At 64.9% G+C, this 17,131-nt stretch carries 16 protein-coding genes; 7 read left to right on the top strand and 9 right to left on the bottom strand.

Features of this window, described 5'->3' with window-relative positions:
• The first annotated feature begins 542 nt into the window (after positions 1–542).
• Positions 543–1,184: a histidine phosphatase family protein gene (locus NFW05_RS11955; protein ID WP_295306945.1), complete on the top strand. Its 642-nt coding sequence runs from the start codon at positions 543–545 to the stop codon at positions 1,182–1,184.
• 75 nt (positions 1,185–1,259) lie between these two features.
• Here NFW05_RS11955 and NFW05_RS11960 read toward each other — a convergent pair whose 3' ends face one another.
• Both NFW05_RS11960 and NFW05_RS11965 read right to left on the bottom strand, forming a co-directional pair.
• The gene (locus tag NFW05_RS11960; RefSeq protein WP_295306948.1) at positions 1,260–1,688 is read right to left on the bottom strand and encodes a CBS domain-containing protein; all 429 of its coding nucleotides are present in this window, start codon (positions 1,686–1,688) and stop codon (positions 1,260–1,262) included.
• A 125-nt stretch (positions 1,689–1,813) separates the two neighbouring features.
• On the bottom strand, positions 1,814–2,458 hold the full coding sequence (locus tag NFW05_RS11965; protein WP_295306950.1) for a c-type cytochrome: 645 nt from the start codon (positions 2,456–2,458) through the stop codon (positions 1,814–1,816).
• A 127-nt stretch (positions 2,459–2,585) separates the two neighbouring features.
• Between NFW05_RS11965 and yihA the strand changes: the two genes are divergently transcribed.
• Both yihA and hemB read left to right on the top strand, forming a co-directional pair.
• The gene (yihA, locus tag NFW05_RS11970; protein ID WP_295306953.1) at positions 2,586–3,275 is read left to right on the top strand and encodes a ribosome biogenesis GTP-binding protein YihA/YsxC; all 690 of its coding nucleotides are present in this window, start codon (positions 2,586–2,588) and stop codon (positions 3,273–3,275) included.
• Positions 3,276–3,383: 108 nt separating this feature from the next.
• Positions 3,384–4,400, top strand: a complete 1,017-nt coding sequence (hemB, locus tag NFW05_RS11975; protein WP_295306956.1) for a porphobilinogen synthase — start codon at positions 3,384–3,386, stop codon at positions 4,398–4,400.
• Between the two features lie 64 nt (positions 4,401–4,464).
• On the opposite strand, the gene NFW05_RS11980 is transcribed toward hemB, so the two are convergent.
• The 4 genes from NFW05_RS11980 to argB form a co-directional block, all read right to left on the bottom strand.
• Positions 4,465–5,553, bottom strand: coding sequence for an acyltransferase (locus NFW05_RS11980; protein ID WP_295306959.1), 1,089 nt, complete (start codon positions 5,551–5,553; stop codon positions 4,465–4,467).
• Positions 5,554–5,772: 219 nt separating this feature from the next.
• Positions 5,773–8,631 (bottom strand): PAS domain S-box protein, encoded by a 2,859-nt coding sequence (locus NFW05_RS11985; RefSeq protein WP_295306962.1) that lies wholly within the window; start codon positions 8,629–8,631, stop codon positions 5,773–5,775.
• Between the two features lie 20 nt (positions 8,632–8,651).
• Positions 8,652–9,323, bottom strand: a complete 672-nt coding sequence (locus NFW05_RS11990) for a pyrimidine 5'-nucleotidase (RefSeq protein ID WP_295306964.1) — start codon at positions 9,321–9,323, stop codon at positions 8,652–8,654.
• Positions 9,324–9,328: 5 nt separating this feature from the next.
• Positions 9,329–10,216 (bottom strand): acetylglutamate kinase, encoded by an 888-nt coding sequence (gene argB, locus NFW05_RS11995; protein WP_295306967.1) that lies wholly within the window; start codon positions 10,214–10,216, stop codon positions 9,329–9,331.
• A 125-nt stretch (positions 10,217–10,341) separates the two neighbouring features.
• Between argB and gluQRS the strand changes: the two genes are divergently transcribed.
• Positions 10,342–11,289 carry a tRNA glutamyl-Q(34) synthetase GluQRS gene (gene gluQRS / locus NFW05_RS12000; RefSeq protein ID WP_295306970.1) on the top strand — a complete coding sequence of 316 codons (948 nt, stop codon included), beginning with the start codon at positions 10,342–10,344 and terminating at the stop codon, positions 11,287–11,289.
• Here gluQRS and clsB read toward each other — a convergent pair.
• Positions 11,271–12,434, bottom strand: a complete 1,164-nt coding sequence (clsB, locus tag NFW05_RS12005; RefSeq protein ID WP_295306973.1) for a cardiolipin synthase ClsB — start codon at positions 12,432–12,434, stop codon at positions 11,271–11,273. The genes gluQRS and clsB overlap by 19 nt on opposite strands.
• Before the next feature lie 162 nt (positions 12,435–12,596).
• Positions 12,597–13,421 carry a mechanosensitive ion channel family protein gene (locus NFW05_RS12010; RefSeq protein ID WP_295306976.1) on the bottom strand — a complete coding sequence of 275 codons (825 nt, stop codon included), beginning with the start codon at positions 13,419–13,421 and terminating at the stop codon, positions 12,597–12,599.
• A 273-nt stretch (positions 13,422–13,694) separates the two neighbouring features.
• On the opposite strand from NFW05_RS12010, the gene NFW05_RS12015 reads away from it, so the two are divergent.
• The 3 genes from NFW05_RS12015 to NFW05_RS12025 all read left to right on the top strand — a co-directional run bounded on the left by NFW05_RS12015 (position 13,695) and on the right by NFW05_RS12025 (position 16,307).
• A complete protein-coding gene (locus NFW05_RS12015) occupies positions 13,695–14,861 on the top strand; it encodes an alkaline phosphatase family protein (protein WP_295306979.1) in 1,167 nt (388 codons plus the stop codon).
• Between the two features lie 56 nt (positions 14,862–14,917).
• Positions 14,918–15,292 carry a YajD family HNH nuclease gene (locus NFW05_RS12020; RefSeq protein WP_295306982.1) on the top strand — a complete coding sequence of 125 codons (375 nt, stop codon included), beginning with the start codon at positions 14,918–14,920 and terminating at the stop codon, positions 15,290–15,292.
• Between the two features lie 166 nt (positions 15,293–15,458).
• Positions 15,459–16,307 carry an HDOD domain-containing protein gene (locus NFW05_RS12025; protein WP_295306985.1) on the top strand — a complete coding sequence of 283 codons (849 nt, stop codon included), beginning with the start codon at positions 15,459–15,461 and terminating at the stop codon, positions 16,305–16,307.
• A 221-nt stretch (positions 16,308–16,528) separates the two neighbouring features.
• On the opposite strand, the gene NFW05_RS12030 is transcribed toward NFW05_RS12025, so the two are convergent.
• Positions 16,529–17,038 (bottom strand): adenylyltransferase/cytidyltransferase family protein, encoded by a 510-nt coding sequence (locus tag NFW05_RS12030; protein ID WP_295306988.1) that lies wholly within the window; start codon positions 17,036–17,038, stop codon positions 16,529–16,531.
• Between the last annotated feature and the right edge of the window lie 93 nt (positions 17,039–17,131).

The raw sequence follows: 17,131 nt of genomic DNA on the forward strand, positions 1-17,131 counted from the left end.
TGCTTCCTTCCGGACCTGACCAGGTTCACCATCCTGCGATGCGGGGAGACCCGCCACGAAAGATGTTAGCACGTCATGCCACTTCCCGGTGACGATCGTGCAGCAGTGCGATCGCATCACAATCCGCCGCCGCGAGCACAAGGAACAAGCTGCAGTCGCCTGAAGCCTTGGGCGGACGTCGCTTCGCAGGCCACGCTCCCTACGCGGATCTGCCGCGCGTCGATGCTCGGGGGGTTACGGCAGCGTCGGTCCACCAGGTGACGACCAGGCTTCCGGCGCTTGCCAAGTGCACAACGCTGGCACCCGGGATGCGGACGAGAAGGCCGGAATCGTACGGAGGCGATCCCGTTACCTGCGGCCGGTGCCGTGGCCGCCGAGATGGACGAGGCGAGGAACGGTCGTCAGGCGAAGCTCGCCGCATCGAAGATGACTTACAATCACGCCCTCGGCAGGTCATCGGACGGCGGGCTCGATACGCCCGTGGCGGCAGCACGCCGGTCGGTCTCGCACGGTTGCGAGACCGCAGCCTGGTCAACAAAGAAATGAAATCGACGCGCTTCTGTCTCGTCCGGCACGGCGAGACGACCTGGAACGCCGAAAAACGGATTCAGGGACAGATCGACATCGGGCTCAACGCGGCAGGACTGGCCCAGGCCGATGCAGCGGCCACCTGGCTCGCGACCCGTGAGCCGATCGACGCGCTTTACAGCAGCGATCTGCTCCGCGCAAGACAGACAGCCGAGCGAATAGCCGCCCGACTCAATCTCGTTCTGCGTTTCCGGTCAGAGTTCCGCGAGCGTCGCTACGGATTCTTCGAAGGCCTGACCTACGACGAATCTCGTCAGAGATACCCAGCTGACTACCACGCCTTCGAAACGCGTGACCCGGGGTTCGCGATCCCCTTCGGCGGCGAGAGCCTCGAGCAGCTCAGCGAGCGAGTCATTGCCGGCCTTCGGGATCTGAGCGTTGCCCACGGTGGACAGACGATCGTCGTGGTCACCCACGGAGGGGTGCTCGATATCGTCAACCGTCTCGCGCGCGGCAACAGCCTGAGCCAACCGCGCGACTTCGTCATTCCGAACGCGGGCATCAACTGGATTCGCGTCAGCGACGAATCGTGGACTCTCGAGCAATGGGGTCAGACCGGACACCTGACCCGGTCGGGGATGGACGAACTTCCCTGACGGACATCGGAACGATCCGCCGACCGCGCGCCCGCCGGGCGGGCCGCCGAACGAGAGACCCGGGGCAGATCCCGCTCAGCCGGCGATGTACTTTTCCAGCTGCTGGATGATGAACTGCTGCTCGCAGACCGTTTCCTTGACCACGTCACCGATCGAGACGATCCCGACGACCTTGCCGTCGTCGAGGACCGGAAGGTGGCGGAAGTGTTTCTCGGTCATCAGCGCCATGCATTCGTCAACCGACCGGTCGGGGGTGACGTAGAGCACCCGGTCACTCATGATCTCGCGAACCAGCGTCTCTTTCGACGCCTTGCCGAGCAGGATCACCTTGCGTGCATAGTCGCGCTCCGAGAAGATACCGACGAGATTCTCTCCGTCGACGACCAGCACGGCCCCGACGTTGTGGTCGGACATCACCTGCAGCGCCTGAAAGACTCGATCGTCGGGGGAGACCGTGACCAGAGGCCTGGTCTTGCCGGCGAGGATTTGCCTGATGGTCTTCATGAAGTGTCCTTTCTGGTCATCACCTTCGACCCCCTGGCGGATGCTCGGTGCTGCGCCAGGGGAGGAGATCGATGAGGCGTCGCCAAACCCGGGCGTCGCCGCCTCGCGTGCCCTGTCAACTTCGGTCAGCGCAGCCCTGCGGCGTACTCGGCAACAGCGTCGATCTGGTGATCGGACAGCTTGCCGGCGATCATGCGCATCACCTTCTCGGAATCGTTGCGCCGCTCGTGACTCCGGAACGACTTCAGCTGGGTCACCGTGTATTCGGCGTATTGCCCGGAAAGCCTTGGGTATTGCGCCGGGAGGCCGGCCCCCGCGGGCCCGTGGCAGCCTGCGCAAGCCGGGACGCCATTGGCGAAGTCGCCGCGGCGCCACAACTGCTTGCCCTCGGCGAGAAGCTTTTCTTCCTTGGCCACCGAGGGCTTGATCTTCTGCTGCGAAAAGTAGACGGCCAGACTGCGCATGTCCTCGTCGGACAAGGCCGCGACCATGCCCGCCATGATTGGGTTGTTGCGCTCCGCGGGCTTGCCATCGGCAGCCTTGAAATTGTTGAGCTGCTTGTGCAGATACTCGGGAATCTGACCAGCGAGAATCGGGTTGGCTGGGACCGGGCTATTGCCGTCAGCACCGTGACAGGCCACACAGACCCCTTCAGCAATCTCCCGGGCTTTGGCCAGATCGGGCTTGCTCCTTTCCTGGTCTGTAGCCAGCGACGGGAAACTGACGGCCACAAGAGCCGCAAGAACCGCAAGAACCGCTGTACGAATCATCTCCGAACTCCCATTGACAACGATCACTGACCCAAGGCTGAAGAAGCCACATCAAAGCTGATATTCTATACCACTTTGCTGCCCGGGCGGGTGTCCGGGCAGCGCTTCGTCTTCGACCTGCCGCGAGATGCCTCTCTTTCGAAACGCGGTCTTTTACCGGACCATTGCTCGACTCGTCGATCTGCCCAGCGACTCGCTGAGCGAAGTAGCCTTCGCCGGACGGTCGAACTGCGGCAAGTCCTCGGCGATCAATGCGCTGGCCGATCACACCCGCCTGGCCTTCGTCTCGAAGACACCAGGAAGGACGCAGAACCTGAACTACTTCCGTGTCGCCGAAGGCAGATATCTCGTCGACCTGCCGGGCTATGGCTTCGCCAAGGCTCCAGCGGAGATCCGTGCCCAATGGGGACGGCTTCTCGCCCCCTATCTGCGCGAGCGTCCAGCGCTCCGCGGGCTGGTTCTGATCATGGATAGCCGTCACCCGCTGACTGTGCTCGACCGGCAACTGCTCGACTGGTTTGCCCCGACCGGCAAGCCGATCCACGTCCTGCTCTCGAAGGCAGACAAGCTCTCTCACGAGCAGCGGCTGCTGACGCTCCGGCGGGTCACTTCGCAACTTGGGGAGATCGGCAGCCAGTGCTCCGCTCAGCTCTTCTCGAGCCTCAGGAAGTCCGGGCTCCCCGAGGCGGAAAACGTCCTCGGAGATTGGCTCGGCCTCACGGGAGTCGCCCCTGACGAAGGGTCGTCCCCGGTGACCCCGGCAGAGTCGCCCGAGGCTTGCCGGGCCTCGCCCGACGGCCCATCCCGCCGGCGATAGACACCATCGACCAGCCGCGGGATGCCGCAGAACAGCGTCTGACGCATCGCGGATCTCTGACGCCCCCTACCCTCCGATTCCCTTTTCTGCTCACCGACGGCCCATCACATGCACTATCCGCCAGCCTTTCCCTTGCTGCGCATGCGCCGCATGCGACGCGACGACTTCTCTCGTCGCCTGATCCGTGAAACGAGACTGACCACGGACGACCTCATCTACCCCGTCTTCGTCGTCGAAGGCACGTGCCGTGTCGAGCCGATACCGTCGATGCCCGGAATCGAACGACAAAGCCTGGACCGGCTGCTGAGGACGGCAGAACAGGCTCTGACAGCGGGCATACCGGCGCTCGCGCTCTTTCCGGTGATCGACGGCAGCGCCAAGACGGCCGGAGCGGAAGAAGCCTGCAACCCCGACGGGCTCGTCCCGCGCGTCGTCGCAGCATTGAAGAGGGAACTCCCGGAACTCGGCGTGATCACCGACGTCGCTCTCGACCCCTACACGAGCCATGGCCAGGACGGCCTGATCGATGAGCGCGATCCGCGCGCCTACGTGCTCAACGACGAAACGCTCGAAGTGCTCGCCCGGCAGGCTCTGGTTCACGCGCAGGCCGGCGCCGATGTGGTTGCCCCTTCGGACATGATGGACGGCAGGGTCGGGCGGATCCGCCGGGCGCTCGACGAAGACGGCCAGATCCACACGCGGATTCTCGCCTACTCGGCGAAGTACGCTTCGAGCTTCTACGGGCCCTTCCGCGACGCCGTCGGCTCAGCCGCCAGCCTCGGCCAGGGAAGCAAACAGAGCTATCAGATGGACCCCGCGAACAGCGACGAGGCGCTGCGTGAGGTGGCGATGGACCTGGCCGAAGGTGCCGACATGGTGATGATCAAGCCCGGTCTGCCATATCTGGATGTCGTCCGGCGGGTCAAGGAGGAGTTCGCCGTCCCGACCTACGCCTATCAGGTCAGCGGCGAGTACGCGATGCTCAAGGCCGCCGTACAGAATGGCTGGCTGAACGAACGCGCCTGTGTCCTCGAGAGCCTGCTGGCGTTCAAGCGTGCCGGTGCCGACGGCATTCTCAGCTATTACGCGCTCAGCGCCGCAGCCTGGATCAGCAGGGACGGGTAGATCAGCGCCTCCGAACGCTCGGGCCGGTCTCCCGTCCGGATCGCCACGATTGCCCTGCCACCGGTCAGGCAGTCTGGCCGTTCCTCACCGCACCGATCGCGGGCAGCCGGACGAGGAGTCGCCGGTCCGCAGCCGTCTCGACGAAACGGTGAAACAGGGCACCAGCGAGGACGCTGCCCAGCCAGGCGATGAGCACCCCCGCCGCGCCGACCCACGCACTTGGCGGAGCAAAGCGCACGAACAGCCCGCTGATCAGCAGACAGACCGGAAAATGAATGAGAAAGACCGAGTAAGAGATCCGTCCAAGCCAGGAGACCAGCCGCGACCGCGGCCAGTCTTCGAGTAGCCCGCCGACCCGCGCCAGCACGAGACTCAGCGCGACGAACAGCGCGACCGCGATGCGCGGCCGAAAGTCGATGACCAGCGCGACGAGGACCACCCCAGCCGCCGGCAGCAGCCAGCCGACCAGCCTCTTCGGGTCCGTCGCCCAGCAGGCAGCGATACCCAGCGCGTAGGAACCGAAGAAATAGATTCCCCAGTTGTCCCAGTCGCCGTTCCGGTTGAAGTGATAGAGCGACACCACGGCCAGGGCCCCGACGAGAAGCACCGCGGGCAAGGGACCTGCGCGCTCCGGACGCTGCACGCGTCGCGCCAGCCAGAGCACGCCGACGAACAGGACGAACAGCTGGAAATCGATGGCGATGTACCACACGCCAGCCGACAGTCCGTCATAGCCGAGAATGCCGTGCAGCAGGAAGAGATGGGCGATGACCTGCCCGGTCGTGGGCCACTCGGGAATCGAGTAATGGCTCATCAACTGGCGCGCCAGCGCGGCGCTGGCTATGGCCACCAGAACCGCGACCAGGAACGGGGTGACCAGTTTCAGATAGCGTCGCCAGAGCAGCCCGAGCGGCGAGCGTGCGAGCAGCAGTCCGGCTGGCGCGACGCTGCGCGCGGCCAGAAAGCCACCGATGACCAGAAACGCCTGCACCGCGTAGCGGCCGTTCTGACTGAGCCACGAGATCAGGCCTGGAGCCAGTTCCTGTGCCTGGTCGGACAATGGTCCGTAGAACGCCAGGTGATGGAGAACGATCAATTGTGAAGCCAGCGCCTTCAAGGCGTCGATGAACGGCATACGGTGAGAACTGGACATTGTTGCGCAAAGGCCAGACGCGTCTGGACTATGGAAGTTGAAGACGAGGCTGCTCGTGCGCCGCCTCCCCAATACGTTGCCAACCCTGTTCCGCACAAGGCCAGGCGAGCACGGCCGACTGGCTCGGCAACACATGCTCCGTGCAAAACGGCGCCCGCTCCTGCCTTTCGCTGAAAGACAGACATCCCGCCCGACTCGCGACGACCCCGTCGCTGCGTCTCAGACGGACAGGAAGCGCTCGCGATACTCGTCGATGGGCATCGGCCTGCCGCAGAGGTAGCCCTGCATCTCGTCACAGCCTTCGCCCGAGAGAAAGGCACGCTGCGCCTCGGTCTCGACACCTTCGGCGATCACAGTCAGCTGCAGACTGTGGGCCAGGGCGATCACCGCGCGGGTGATCGCCGCATCGTCGAGGTCGCCAGGCAGACCGCGAACGAAGCTCTGGTCGATCTTGAGCTTGTTCAGCGGCAGCCGCTTCAGGTAAGCCAGCGATGAGTAGCCGGTACCGAAGTCGTCGATGGCCAGACCCAGGCCCAACGCTCGCAGTTCGTCGAGGACCCCGAGGCCACTTCCGGCGTGGCTCATGATCGCACTTTCGGTGATCTCCAGCTCAAGGAACCTTGCCGGAAGACCCGTGGCGAGCAGCGTCCCTTTTGCCACGTGGCGGATGTTACCACGAGCGAACTCGACTCCGGAAACATTGATCGACAGGACTCCGGGCTCGAGGCCGGCGGCGAGCCATTCCGCCCACTGCCGGGAAGCCGTCAGCTGAACCCATTCGCCGATCGGAACGATCAGGCCCGACTCCTCGGCAAGCCGGACGAACTCGCCGGGCAGGACGAGTCCGCCATCGGCGCGCAGCCAGCGAACCAGAGCTTCGGCACCGACCAGCCTGCCGGAAGCCAGTGAGAACTGCGGCTGCAGGAAGACCCTCAGCTCGTTCCGCTCGATCGCGCGGCGCAGGTCGGTCTCCATCTGCAGGCGAGCCAGCGAAGTACGCGTCAGCTCGCGGGTGAAGAACTCGTAGGCGTTTCGCCCGCGTTCCTTGGCCCGATACATGGCCACGTCCGCGTTCTTTATCAGCGTCTCGCCGTCGCCCCCGTCCTGCGGGAAGAGGCTGATCCCGATGCTCGCCCCGACGAAGAACTCCTGTCCAACGGTCACCGGCGACGATTGCAGGGCGTTCATGATCTTCTCGGCAACGTGTGACACCGCACCAGGGCCGCCTATGTCCTCGGCAAGGATCAGGAACTCGTCGCCACCGAGCCGCCCGACGGTGTCCGATTCGCGCATCAGCCGACTCAGTCGCCGTGCGACCTCGCAGAGCACCTGATCGCCTGCCTGATGGCCCAGCGTATCGTTGATGTTCTTGAAGCGGTCGAGATCGATGAACAGGACCGCCAGTTGCTTCCCGTCGCGATGGGCACGCTGCAAGGCTTTGTGCAACCGGTCGCCGAGGAGCAGGCGGTTCGGGAGACCGGTCAGCGGGTCGTGGTGCGCCTGGTAGGCAAGCAGATCATGGGCTCTTCTCAGCTCGGTGATGTCGGAAAAGACCCCGACATAGTGAGTGACCTCGCCGCCGCGATCCCTGACCGCGCTGACCGTCAGGAACTCGAGGAAATGCCGGCCGTCCTTGCGCCGGTTCCAGATCTCTCCCTGCCATCGTCCGCGACTGCGCAGCGTGTTCCACATCTCTTCGTAGAACGCCCGGTCATGCCGGCCGGACTGCAGTATCCGCGAGTTGCGTCCGACGACTTCTTCCTCGCGGTAGCCGGTGATCTCGCTGAACGCCCGATTGACGGCGATTATCGAGCCATCAGGCGCGGTGATCGTGATGCCCTCGGCGCTGCTGTCGAAGACCGTCGCGGCCTGCTCGAGCCGTGCCTCCATGCGCTTGCGCTCGGTGATGTCGAGAATCACGCCGATGAGCCCGCCGCCGGGCTCATCAGGGTTGCCGTAGGTCGCCCTGTGGACGACGGCGTCGCGCACCGTCCCATCGGCATGGGCAACTTTCGCCTCGTAAACCTGCGACCCGGTCCGCGAAAACAGCGCGTCATCGGCAGCCTGATAGCGCGCTGCGAGGTCAGGTGGCGCCAGGTCATGAACGGTCGCGCCGATCACCTGCTCGCGCCGCCTGCCGATCATCTCGAGGAAAGCCTGGTTGCAGCCGAGATAGCGTCCCTGTCGGTCCTTGTAGAAAACCGGTCCGGGAATCGCTTCGACGAGCTGGCGCATGAAGTCGAGCTGCCGGGACAATTCGACGGTTCGTTCGGCGACTCGTCGTTCCAGTTCGAGGTGGCTCTCGCGCAGGGCCTCCTCGGCAGCCCGCCGCGCAGTGACATCTTCGAAGAGCCAGACGTAACCCTCCGCCGGCCTGCCCGGATCGAGCAGACTGCCGGTCACCTGGCACCAGATCGGCGTCCCGTCGGCCCGACAGTACGGCAACTCGCCGACGAATTTGCCTGAACTGGCGACTGCCGCGTACGCACGCGCACCGGCATCCTCCCAAGCTTCATCGCTGGCAAAGCAGACCCTTGTAGAACGTCCGACGAGCTCGCCCGCCGGATGGCCGAACATCCTCTCGAAACTCGGATTGCAGCGCTGGATGACCCGGTCGCGGAGAAAGGCGATGCCGATCGGAGCGCGCTCGAAGATCAGCGTCTGCTCGCGCAGCAGGCGCACATTGCTTTCACGGGCAGCGACTTCAGCCGTCACGTCACGGACCATCCAGACGGTGCCGAGTCGTGGCGCAGACGGATCGATTGCCCGAGCGATCAGCTGGGCGACGAAGCGGCTGCGGTCATGGCGGATCATCTCCACTTCGCTGTCGAGAATCTGTCCGTTGCGGAGCGCTGCGAGCGCCCGCTGGCGAAGGGCTTCACGGGCTTCGTCGTCGGCAAAGAAGACCCTGTCGGGCTGTCCGACGAGTTCGCCTCGGGCCCAGCCGAACAATTCCTCGGCGCGCGGATTGCAGCGGCAGACGCGTCGGTTGCGGGTGCAGACGACGGCGATTCCCGAGTGATCGAGAATCGCCTTGTACTCGAGAATTGACTCGTGCCCGGAACCCGAACCGTTCATCCCCGACTCCGCGGCCACCTTCAGACCCGCTCCGCTCGCCCGCGCAGGCGCCTCCACTGCCGGGGCAGGTCGAGCAGGGAGGCCAGGCGGACGTCGACGTACGAGGGCTGGCGGGTGCTGCTGCTCAACCAGACCGTCTTCATCCCCAGCCTCTTGGCCGTACGCAGGTTGGCCAGGGAATCCTCGACCATGATGCAGTTCATCGCGCGCAGACGCTCGCCGCGCAGCAGTCTACGGAAGCCGCCGACCGCCGGTTTGGGCTGGAAGGCAATCCGCTCGACCGAATAGACGGTGTCGAAACAGCTCCGGATTCTCGCCAGGTCGAGCACCCGTTCACTGTAGCGCAGCGGCGCATTGGAAAAAACGATCTTGCGCCCGGGTAACCGGCGCAGCATGCTGCGCAGCCCGCGTTCGACGACGAGCATCTGGCCGAGATCGGGAAACTGATGGGTGCACCAGAGGAAGTGCCGCGGGTCGGTACCGTGATGCCGCATCAGCCCCAGCAGCGTAGCCCCGTAGCGATGCCAGTAGCGCTGGCGGAGCTCGGTCGCGGCGAGCTCGTCGACACCCAGGTGGTCACAGATGTAGCTGACCATCGACCGGTTGATCTGCGGGAAGATGTGCGGCGTTGCGTCATGCAGCGTGTTGTCGAGGTCGAATAGCCAAACCGGAGCCGGAATCTGCCGTGCCATCCCGCTCAATGCGACCTGATCATCGTACCGACCCCGTGATCGGTGAGAATCTCGAGCAGTACGGCGTGCTCGACGCGACCATCGATGATATGCACGCTCTTCACACCATTGCGCGCGGCTTCGAGTGCCGAACTGATTTTCGGCAACATACCGCCGGACAGCGTCCCGACGGCGACCATCTCGTCGATCTGCTTGGGCGTCATGCCGGTGATCAGATTCCCGGACTCGTCGAGAACACCCGGAGTGTTGGTCAGCATGACCAGCTTTTCCGCCTTGAGGATCTCGGCGATCTTCCCGGCCACGACGTCGGCATTGATGTTGTAGGTTTCTCCGTTCTTGCCGACGCCGATGGGCGCGACGACCGGAATGAAGTTGCCTGCCTCGAGGTGCCCGATCAACGATGGGTCGATCTGGGTGATGTCGCCGACCTGGCCGACGTCGATCAGATCCGCGCTGTCGTCGGCATTGGCAAGCAGCAGTTTGCGCGCCCGGATGAAGCTCCCATCCTTGCCGGTCAGGCCGACCGCCTTTCCCCCCGCCTGGTTGATCAGATTGACGACGTCCTTGTTGACCTGGCCGCCGAGAACCATCTCGACGATCTCCATCGTCTCGGCATCCGTCACGCGCATCCCCTGAACGAAGCGCCCCTTCTTGCCGACCCGCTTGAGCAGGTTCTCGATCTGCGGCCCGCCGCCGTGAACGACGACGACGTTCATGCCGACGAGCTTGAGCAGAACGACGTCGCGCGCGAAACACTGTTTGAGGTGCTCGTCGGTCATCGCGTTGCCGCCATACTTGACGACGATGGTCTTCCCGTGGAAGCGTTTGATGTACGGAAGGGCCTCGGCGAGAATGGCGGCTTCGTCGGCAGGGGTGATCGAACGATTGCTCATGACGGGGGTCCTGGTGGCGCCCTGGGTTCAGGCGCCGTATCTTACCCGGCAACGATGCAAACGAGAAAGCGGCAGGCAGTCGGCTTGGCCCGCGACGCAACGTCGCAAATGGCTGGACAAGGGCGATGAGCGCGATCGCTCCGGTCGGCTGCCATGAAAGCGGAGGTTACCGCGGTCGCTTCGCTCCTTCTCCGACCGGGCCCCTCCATTTTGGATCGCTGGTTGCAGCTCTCGCCAGCTACCTCGACGCGCGTGCTCACGGCGGGGAGTGGCTGCTGCGCATCGAAGACGTCGATCGCCCGCGCACGCAGCGCGGAGCGGCCGGGAGCATCGTCCGCACGCTCGCCGGCTTCGGATTCGAGTGGGACGGCGAAATCGCCGTCCAGAGCCGGCGCCTCGCCCTGTACGATGCGGCATTCAGCCACCTCAAGCGCGAAGGCGCCGTCTTCGCCTGCAGCTGCTCGCGCAGCGAGATTGCCGGACACCGTCCAGCGACTTCGGTCGACGGCGGGCTGATCTATCCGGGAACCTGCCGCAGGGGAGCGCGCCCCGGAGCAGCTGCGCGCGCCTGGCGCATGCGGGTTCTGGACATCGAGATGGCGTTCGAAGACCGCATCCAGGGACGACTCCAGCAGAACCTCGCACACGCCGTCGGCGATTTCGTCGTGCTCCGCGCCGACGGTCAGTTCGCCTATCAGCTCGCTGTCGTCGTCGACGATGCGGCCCAGGGAATCAGCGCGATTGTCCGCGGTGCCGACCTCCTCGAATCGACGCCGCGCCAAATCTGGCTTCAGCGCAGGCTCGGCCTGCCGACGCCGAGCTACGCGCACCTGCCCGTGGCGGCCAACTCGGCCGGCGAGAAGCTCTCCAAGCAGACCCGGGCACAGCCGGTCGACCCCGGCTCAGGAAGCCCCCTGCTCGCCGAGGCGCTCCGTTTCCTCGGCCATCAGGTTCCTGCGGAGGTGGCTGGAGCACCGCTGCGCGAGTTCTGGACCTGGGCGATCAGCGCGTGGTCGATTGGCCGTGTGCCCGCCCGACGTGCGCTGCTCGCTGCTCAGCGCTTGCCCCCGTAGCCGCTGATGCCGACGAAGAAACGGACGAGACCGTAGCTCGCCCAGTGCAGCAGACGCCGATACCAGGGAACGCGCTTCCAGGTTTCGATCGGCATTTCGCGGGCACCGATGGTCATCGCCTCCTCGAGGCTGCAACGCAGCTCGGTGGCGAACTTCTCGTCGTCCACGACGATGTTCGCTTCCCTGGCCAGCAGCAGGCTGAACGGATCGATGTTCGACGAGCCGACAGTCGCCCAGTGGTCATCGATGACGGCCACCTTGGCGTGCAGAAAGCTTCGCCGGTACTCGAAGATGCGCACTCCGGTATGCAGCAGGCGGTCGTAGAGAGCCTGGGTAGCGTAGTGCTGCAGCCGGTACTCGACCCGACCCTGAAGAAGCACGACGACACGCACCCCGCGGCGGGCAGCGTCGCGCAGCGCACGCCGGAAACGCCGTCCGGGAAGAAAGTAGGCGTTGGCCAGCAGGACATGCCTGCGGGCAGCCGAGATCGCCGTCAGATACGCCTGCTCGATATCCCGGCGGTGGCGGATGTTATCGCGCACCAGGAAGGCTGCGGTCTGACTGCCGACTGGCTCCGGTCTGCCGCGCAGCGCCCGCGAGACGAGGCGGTAGCGACGTCTGAGTCGTGCCCAGACGACGAGTTCCCAGAGCCTGTGCAGGGTCGTGTTGATCGGCTGCAACAGCGGACCTTCGACCCTGACGGCATAGTCGAAGCGCGGCGGCATCCGTTCGGGATTGTTGAGATCGTCGATCACGTTGATGCCACCGACGAAGGCAACCTCTCCGTCGATGACCGCCAGCTTGCGATGGAGCCGCCTCAGACGATGCCGGCGCAGGTGGAAACGCGAGATCTCCGGCCGGTAGATCATTGCCTGGACGCCACCCACGACGAGCATCGGCTGCAGGCGCCTGGCAAAGTCGCGAGCGCCGAAGCCGTCGACGAGAACGCGTACGATGACGCCCCGCTGGGCAGCTCCGATCATCGCGTCCGCGACCGCCCGTCCGGTGTCGTCGTCCTCGAAGATGTAGCTCTCGAGATGGACCTCGTGACGCGCCTCGCGGATCGCCCCGATCAGCTGCGGGAAGTACTCGGAGCCACTGTTCAGGAGCTTGAGCCGATTGCCCGGCAGAAACTCAGCCTTCATCGTCTGCCCCGTCAGACGCCCCGGCGCGTAGTTCCCGCCTCCTTGGCACGACGGCCACCTGCTCGTCGCCGCGCACGGACTTCAGCAATCGGCGCGCTCGGCCTGCAGACGATGGCACGCGGTCGACGCGCGCTTCCCCGCACTGCAGGGCGGCGTTTCATCTCACCCGGGATTGCTGATGAACACCGCCTGCGCCGGCATCGGCGCCGGAAAGCCGGCGGCTGCCAGCGACTCGCGGATCACCCGGTTGGTATCGAAATAGACCTGCCAGTAGTCATCGGTGTGACAGTATGGCCGGACGACCAGAACCGGACCGACGAGATTGAACTCGAGGATCTCGACGTCGACCGGCGGATCCGGCCTGACATTGGGGATCGCGGAGACCTTCTCCTTGAGCAGAGCCATCGCTGCAGCATGATCCGCCGCGCCCGAGAGTTGGGCCTTGAGGTCGACGCGGCGGTACGGGTTGGACGAGAAGTTCTGGATCGTATCGCCGAAGATCTTGTTGTTGCCGACCAGCGTGAGCACGTTGTCAGGGGTGTTCAGCGCGGAGCTGAACAGTCCGACCTCCTTGACGGTACCGGTCACCCCAGCGACGGTCACGAAGTCGCCGACCTTGATCGGCCGCAGGATGATCAGGAAGACGCCGGCGGCGAAATTGGCGAGCAATCCGGACCAGGCCAGGCCGATGGCCACGCCGGCAGCAGCGAAGAGCGCGGCAAAGGTCGTCGTCTGAATGCCGAAATAGCCCAGGATGCCGACGACCAGCAGGATGTTCAGGGTCACGTGAATCACCGTGCCAAGGTAGCGCATCACCGTGGCGTCCACCTTCTGCCGCTCGAGCGCGTTCTGCGTCAGGCGTCCGACCAGCGCGATCAGCCAGCGGCCGATGATCCAGAAGGCAATCGCGGCCAGCATCTTGACACCGAGTTCCGAACCGTACTGCAGCACGATCTCTTGCCAGTGTGAGAAATCTTTAGCATCCATCAGCGTCTCCGGTGAGTATCGAGGAGCGGCGAGTATCCCATCGCACTGCCCGCGGCGCAAGATTCCGAACACGCCAAGCGGGAGGAGCGGGTCGTTGCCAGCCGCTGGACAGCGGGGGGACCTCGCCGGGCGAGGCGCGGCTGGAAGCGGGGACGCCGGAAGCGGACCGGAATGTGTCGGACGACTGACGGCGCCGTCAGCCCCCGTGCCAGGCAGGATGTCAGCCAGCAAAGGACTCGTCATTGGCGGCCGCCGGCGTAGAATGCTCTACCCATGAGTTCGATCGTCCTCCCCGACTATCACGGCAGGGGTCTCGCCAATCTGATGCAGAGCATCGCCACGGCCTGCGGCAGCGGGCACCGACTCTACCCGCAACTCGCCGCGCTGACCGCAGAACCGCTCGCCAGAGCGCGCCACGTCATCCTGCTGCTGATCGACGGGCTGGGCCTGCGCACGCTGACCAGAAGTGCCTGCGCCGGACACCTGCAAAGGCACCTGATCGGGACCATAACTTCCGTCTTCCCATCGACGACGGCGAGCGCGATCACCACGGTGATGACCGGGCTGGCGCCCGCCCATCACGGGCTGACCGGTTGGCACATGCACATGGAGGAAATTGACCAGACCCTGGCCATCCTGCCGCTGACCCCGCGAGTCGGCCCAGCCAGACGATCCCCCGAGGATCTGCCCGTGCAGCTGTTCGGCCATGATTCGCTGTTCCAGGCGCTCGACCGGGACTGTTGGGTCGTCTCGCCGAAAAGCATCGCCGGAAGCGCGTTCAATGTCTGGCATGCGCGGGGGGCACGAACCGCCGCCTACACATCGCTCGCGGAACTGTGCGCCTGTCTCGTCGGCCTGATCGAGGACAATGCCTCCTCGCGCTACATCTACGCCTACTACCCCGAACTCGACAGCTGCTCACACCACTGTGGCACCGACAGCCGGCAGGCGCAACAGACTCTGGCGGCGATCGATCGGGTATTCGGCGAACTGTTGCACCGGCTGCGCGGCAGCGGCACCTGGCTCCTGCTCACCGCCGACCACGGTTTCATCGACTCCCCAGCGCGACGGGTCATCGATCTGGCCGACCACCCGGAACTCGCCGGACTGCTCAGCCGGCCGCTTTGCGGCGAGCGGCGAGTCGCCTACTGTTACGTCGCGCCGGATAATCCCCAGCCTTTCGAGAGCTATGTGCGACGCCGACTCGGTCGTGCCGCACATGTTCACGTGAGCGAGCAGCTGATCGGTGCCGGCTGGTTCGGACCGCCGCCGGCCAATCCCCGGCTCGCCTCGCGAACCGGGGACTACACGCTGCTGATGAAGGATAACTGGACGATCAAGGACTGGTTGCCTGGCGAACAGCGATTCGCGATGCTCGGCGTGCATGGTGGACTCAGTGCCGCAGAGATGCGTGTGCCGCTCGTCGGGTGCCTCGTCTGACCCAGTCGGATGTGGACGCCGGCCGAACAGCTTTCTTTGGCAAGAGGAGGTCGCCAATGGCCAACGACAAGACCGCCCGTACCGACCAGGCGATCGGCGAAGCGATGCGCCGACGAAGCGAACGCGAGGCCGGCTACCGGGAGCAGGCGCTGAGGATCTACCCGTGGATCTGTGGCCGCTGCGGACGCGAGTTCTCGCAGCGGAACCTGCGCGAGCTCACCGTGCACCACCGCAATCATGACCACCAGGACAACCCCCCTGACGGCAGCAACTGGGAACTGTTGTGCCTCTACTGCCACGATAACGAGCACGCACGTCAACTCGACGCGGAGGCTGCCCGGCAGGCGGGCTGGCCGAATTCGGCGGGCAAGGCCGCTGCGACCGCTCAGCCTTTCGCCAAGCTCAGGGACCTGCTCAAGCGCGGCGGATAAGCGATGAGCAGCGCCTGCGAGCAGCCCTGGAGCCCGGCTCAAGAGGACGATCATACACCGCAAACGGTCGGCGCGAAGCGAGCGGGCAACGGCATGGGCCAGCTGCGCAGTCGACTCGTTCGCGAGCCCGGGTTCACCGACCATCAACTCGCCTGGAAGCAACTCCATGACCAGTCAGCTCAGTTACCGAATTCTCGAGGACATCGCGCGCGATCTCTCGGGCAACGAGGTCACGTTCCCGACCTTCCTCGACATCACCTTCGAGGTGCGTACGGCACTGAACAAGCCGGATCTGAGCATCGACAGCCTGGCCAGGCTGGTCAGCAGCGAGCCTCTGATGAGCACCCGGATCATCCGCCTGGCCAACTCGGTGGCGTTGAATCCGTCGGGCAGGCCGATCATCGACGTGAACACGGCCATTTCGCGCATCGGCACGCAGGCCGTGCGCACGGTCTCCTTCGCCGTGGCCATGGAACAATTGCTCAAATCACGGAACATGGTCCCGTTCGCGGCCCTGTCCCGCCGCCTCTGGGAACACAGCATGCACGTCGCCGCGGTCTGCCGTGTGCTGGCACGCCGGCTGACCCGGGTTCCGCCCGATGAGGCGATGTTCGTCGGGCTCATTCACGACCTGGGCGCCTTTTACCTGCTCTCCCGGGCAGTCAACTTCCCAGAACTGGTCGCCGATCAGGTCGAGCTCTATGGCCTGCTCGTGCAATGGCACGACCACATCGGGCACGCGCTGCTCGCGGCGATGGCCCTGCCCGAAGAGATTCTCACTGTCGTCCAGGAACACGAAACCGAGAGGAGTGTCGCGACCATACGGACGCTCGCCGACGTGCTCTACGTCGCCAACCGCCTGGCCAGCCCCGAACACGGCTGGCGCGATCCTGCATTCTGCGAGACGGTCGATGCCACTGGGCTGGCGCAGCTGTTCGACAGCGCGGCGCTCGACGAACTGCTCGCCGAGTCGGCTGACGATCTCGCTTCGCTGCACAGCGCGCTGAGCGGTTGACCCACTGGTGTGCTGTTTGACACGTCCCCTGACACATCGGGGAGGAAGCGTGCGCGAAATGGACGGGCCGACAGGCAGGTGAGGGCAGTCAGATTCGGCGCCAAACCGCCGTCAGGCAAGGTGCGAAGCGCGGCAAGATTGAACACCTCGCGAGGATTCGCAACGCGGTATGGCGGCGATCTTCTCGCAATAGCCGGCAAGCGCATTTGCGGGACAGCACACTAGAGCTGCCTGATCCTGGCCAGCAGCCCGGTCGTCGAGCGATCGTGAACGAATGGCAGGGAGACGACTCGCCCACCCCAGCTGCGCACTTCGCGATGGCCGACGATCTGCTCGATCGGCCAGTCACCTCCCTTGACGAGCACCTCGGGCCGACAGTCGAGGATGCGTTGGAGCGGCGTGTCCTCGTCGAACCAGGTGACCAGGGTTACGCTCTCGAGGGCCGCAATCAGCGCCAGCCGGTCGGCCAGCGGATTGACCGGTCGGTCCTCGCCCTTGCCGAGACGACGTACGGAAGCATCGGAATTGATCGCGACGATCAGCGCGGCGCCCAGATCGCGAGCCTCGGCGAGCAAGGTCACGTGTCCCCGATGCAGGATATCGAAACAGCCATTGGTGAACACCCTCGGCAACGGCAACGCGGCTGCGCGTGCGGCGAGATCGGCCGGCGCGACGATCTTGTTCTCGAAAGTGGGCCGACCGGCCATCTGAAGCTGTTTCGTATCGGACATCCTTCGCTCCCTGACCGGCGCTATCGTAGCGCCTTTCGCCAGCCTAACCAATCATGAGTGGGCCCACTCGCCCCCGACCATGAAAGCCCTGGG

This window comes from Accumulibacter sp. (assembly GCF_023806625.1).
GTDB lineage: Bacteria > Pseudomonadota > Gammaproteobacteria > Burkholderiales > Rhodocyclaceae > Accumulibacter.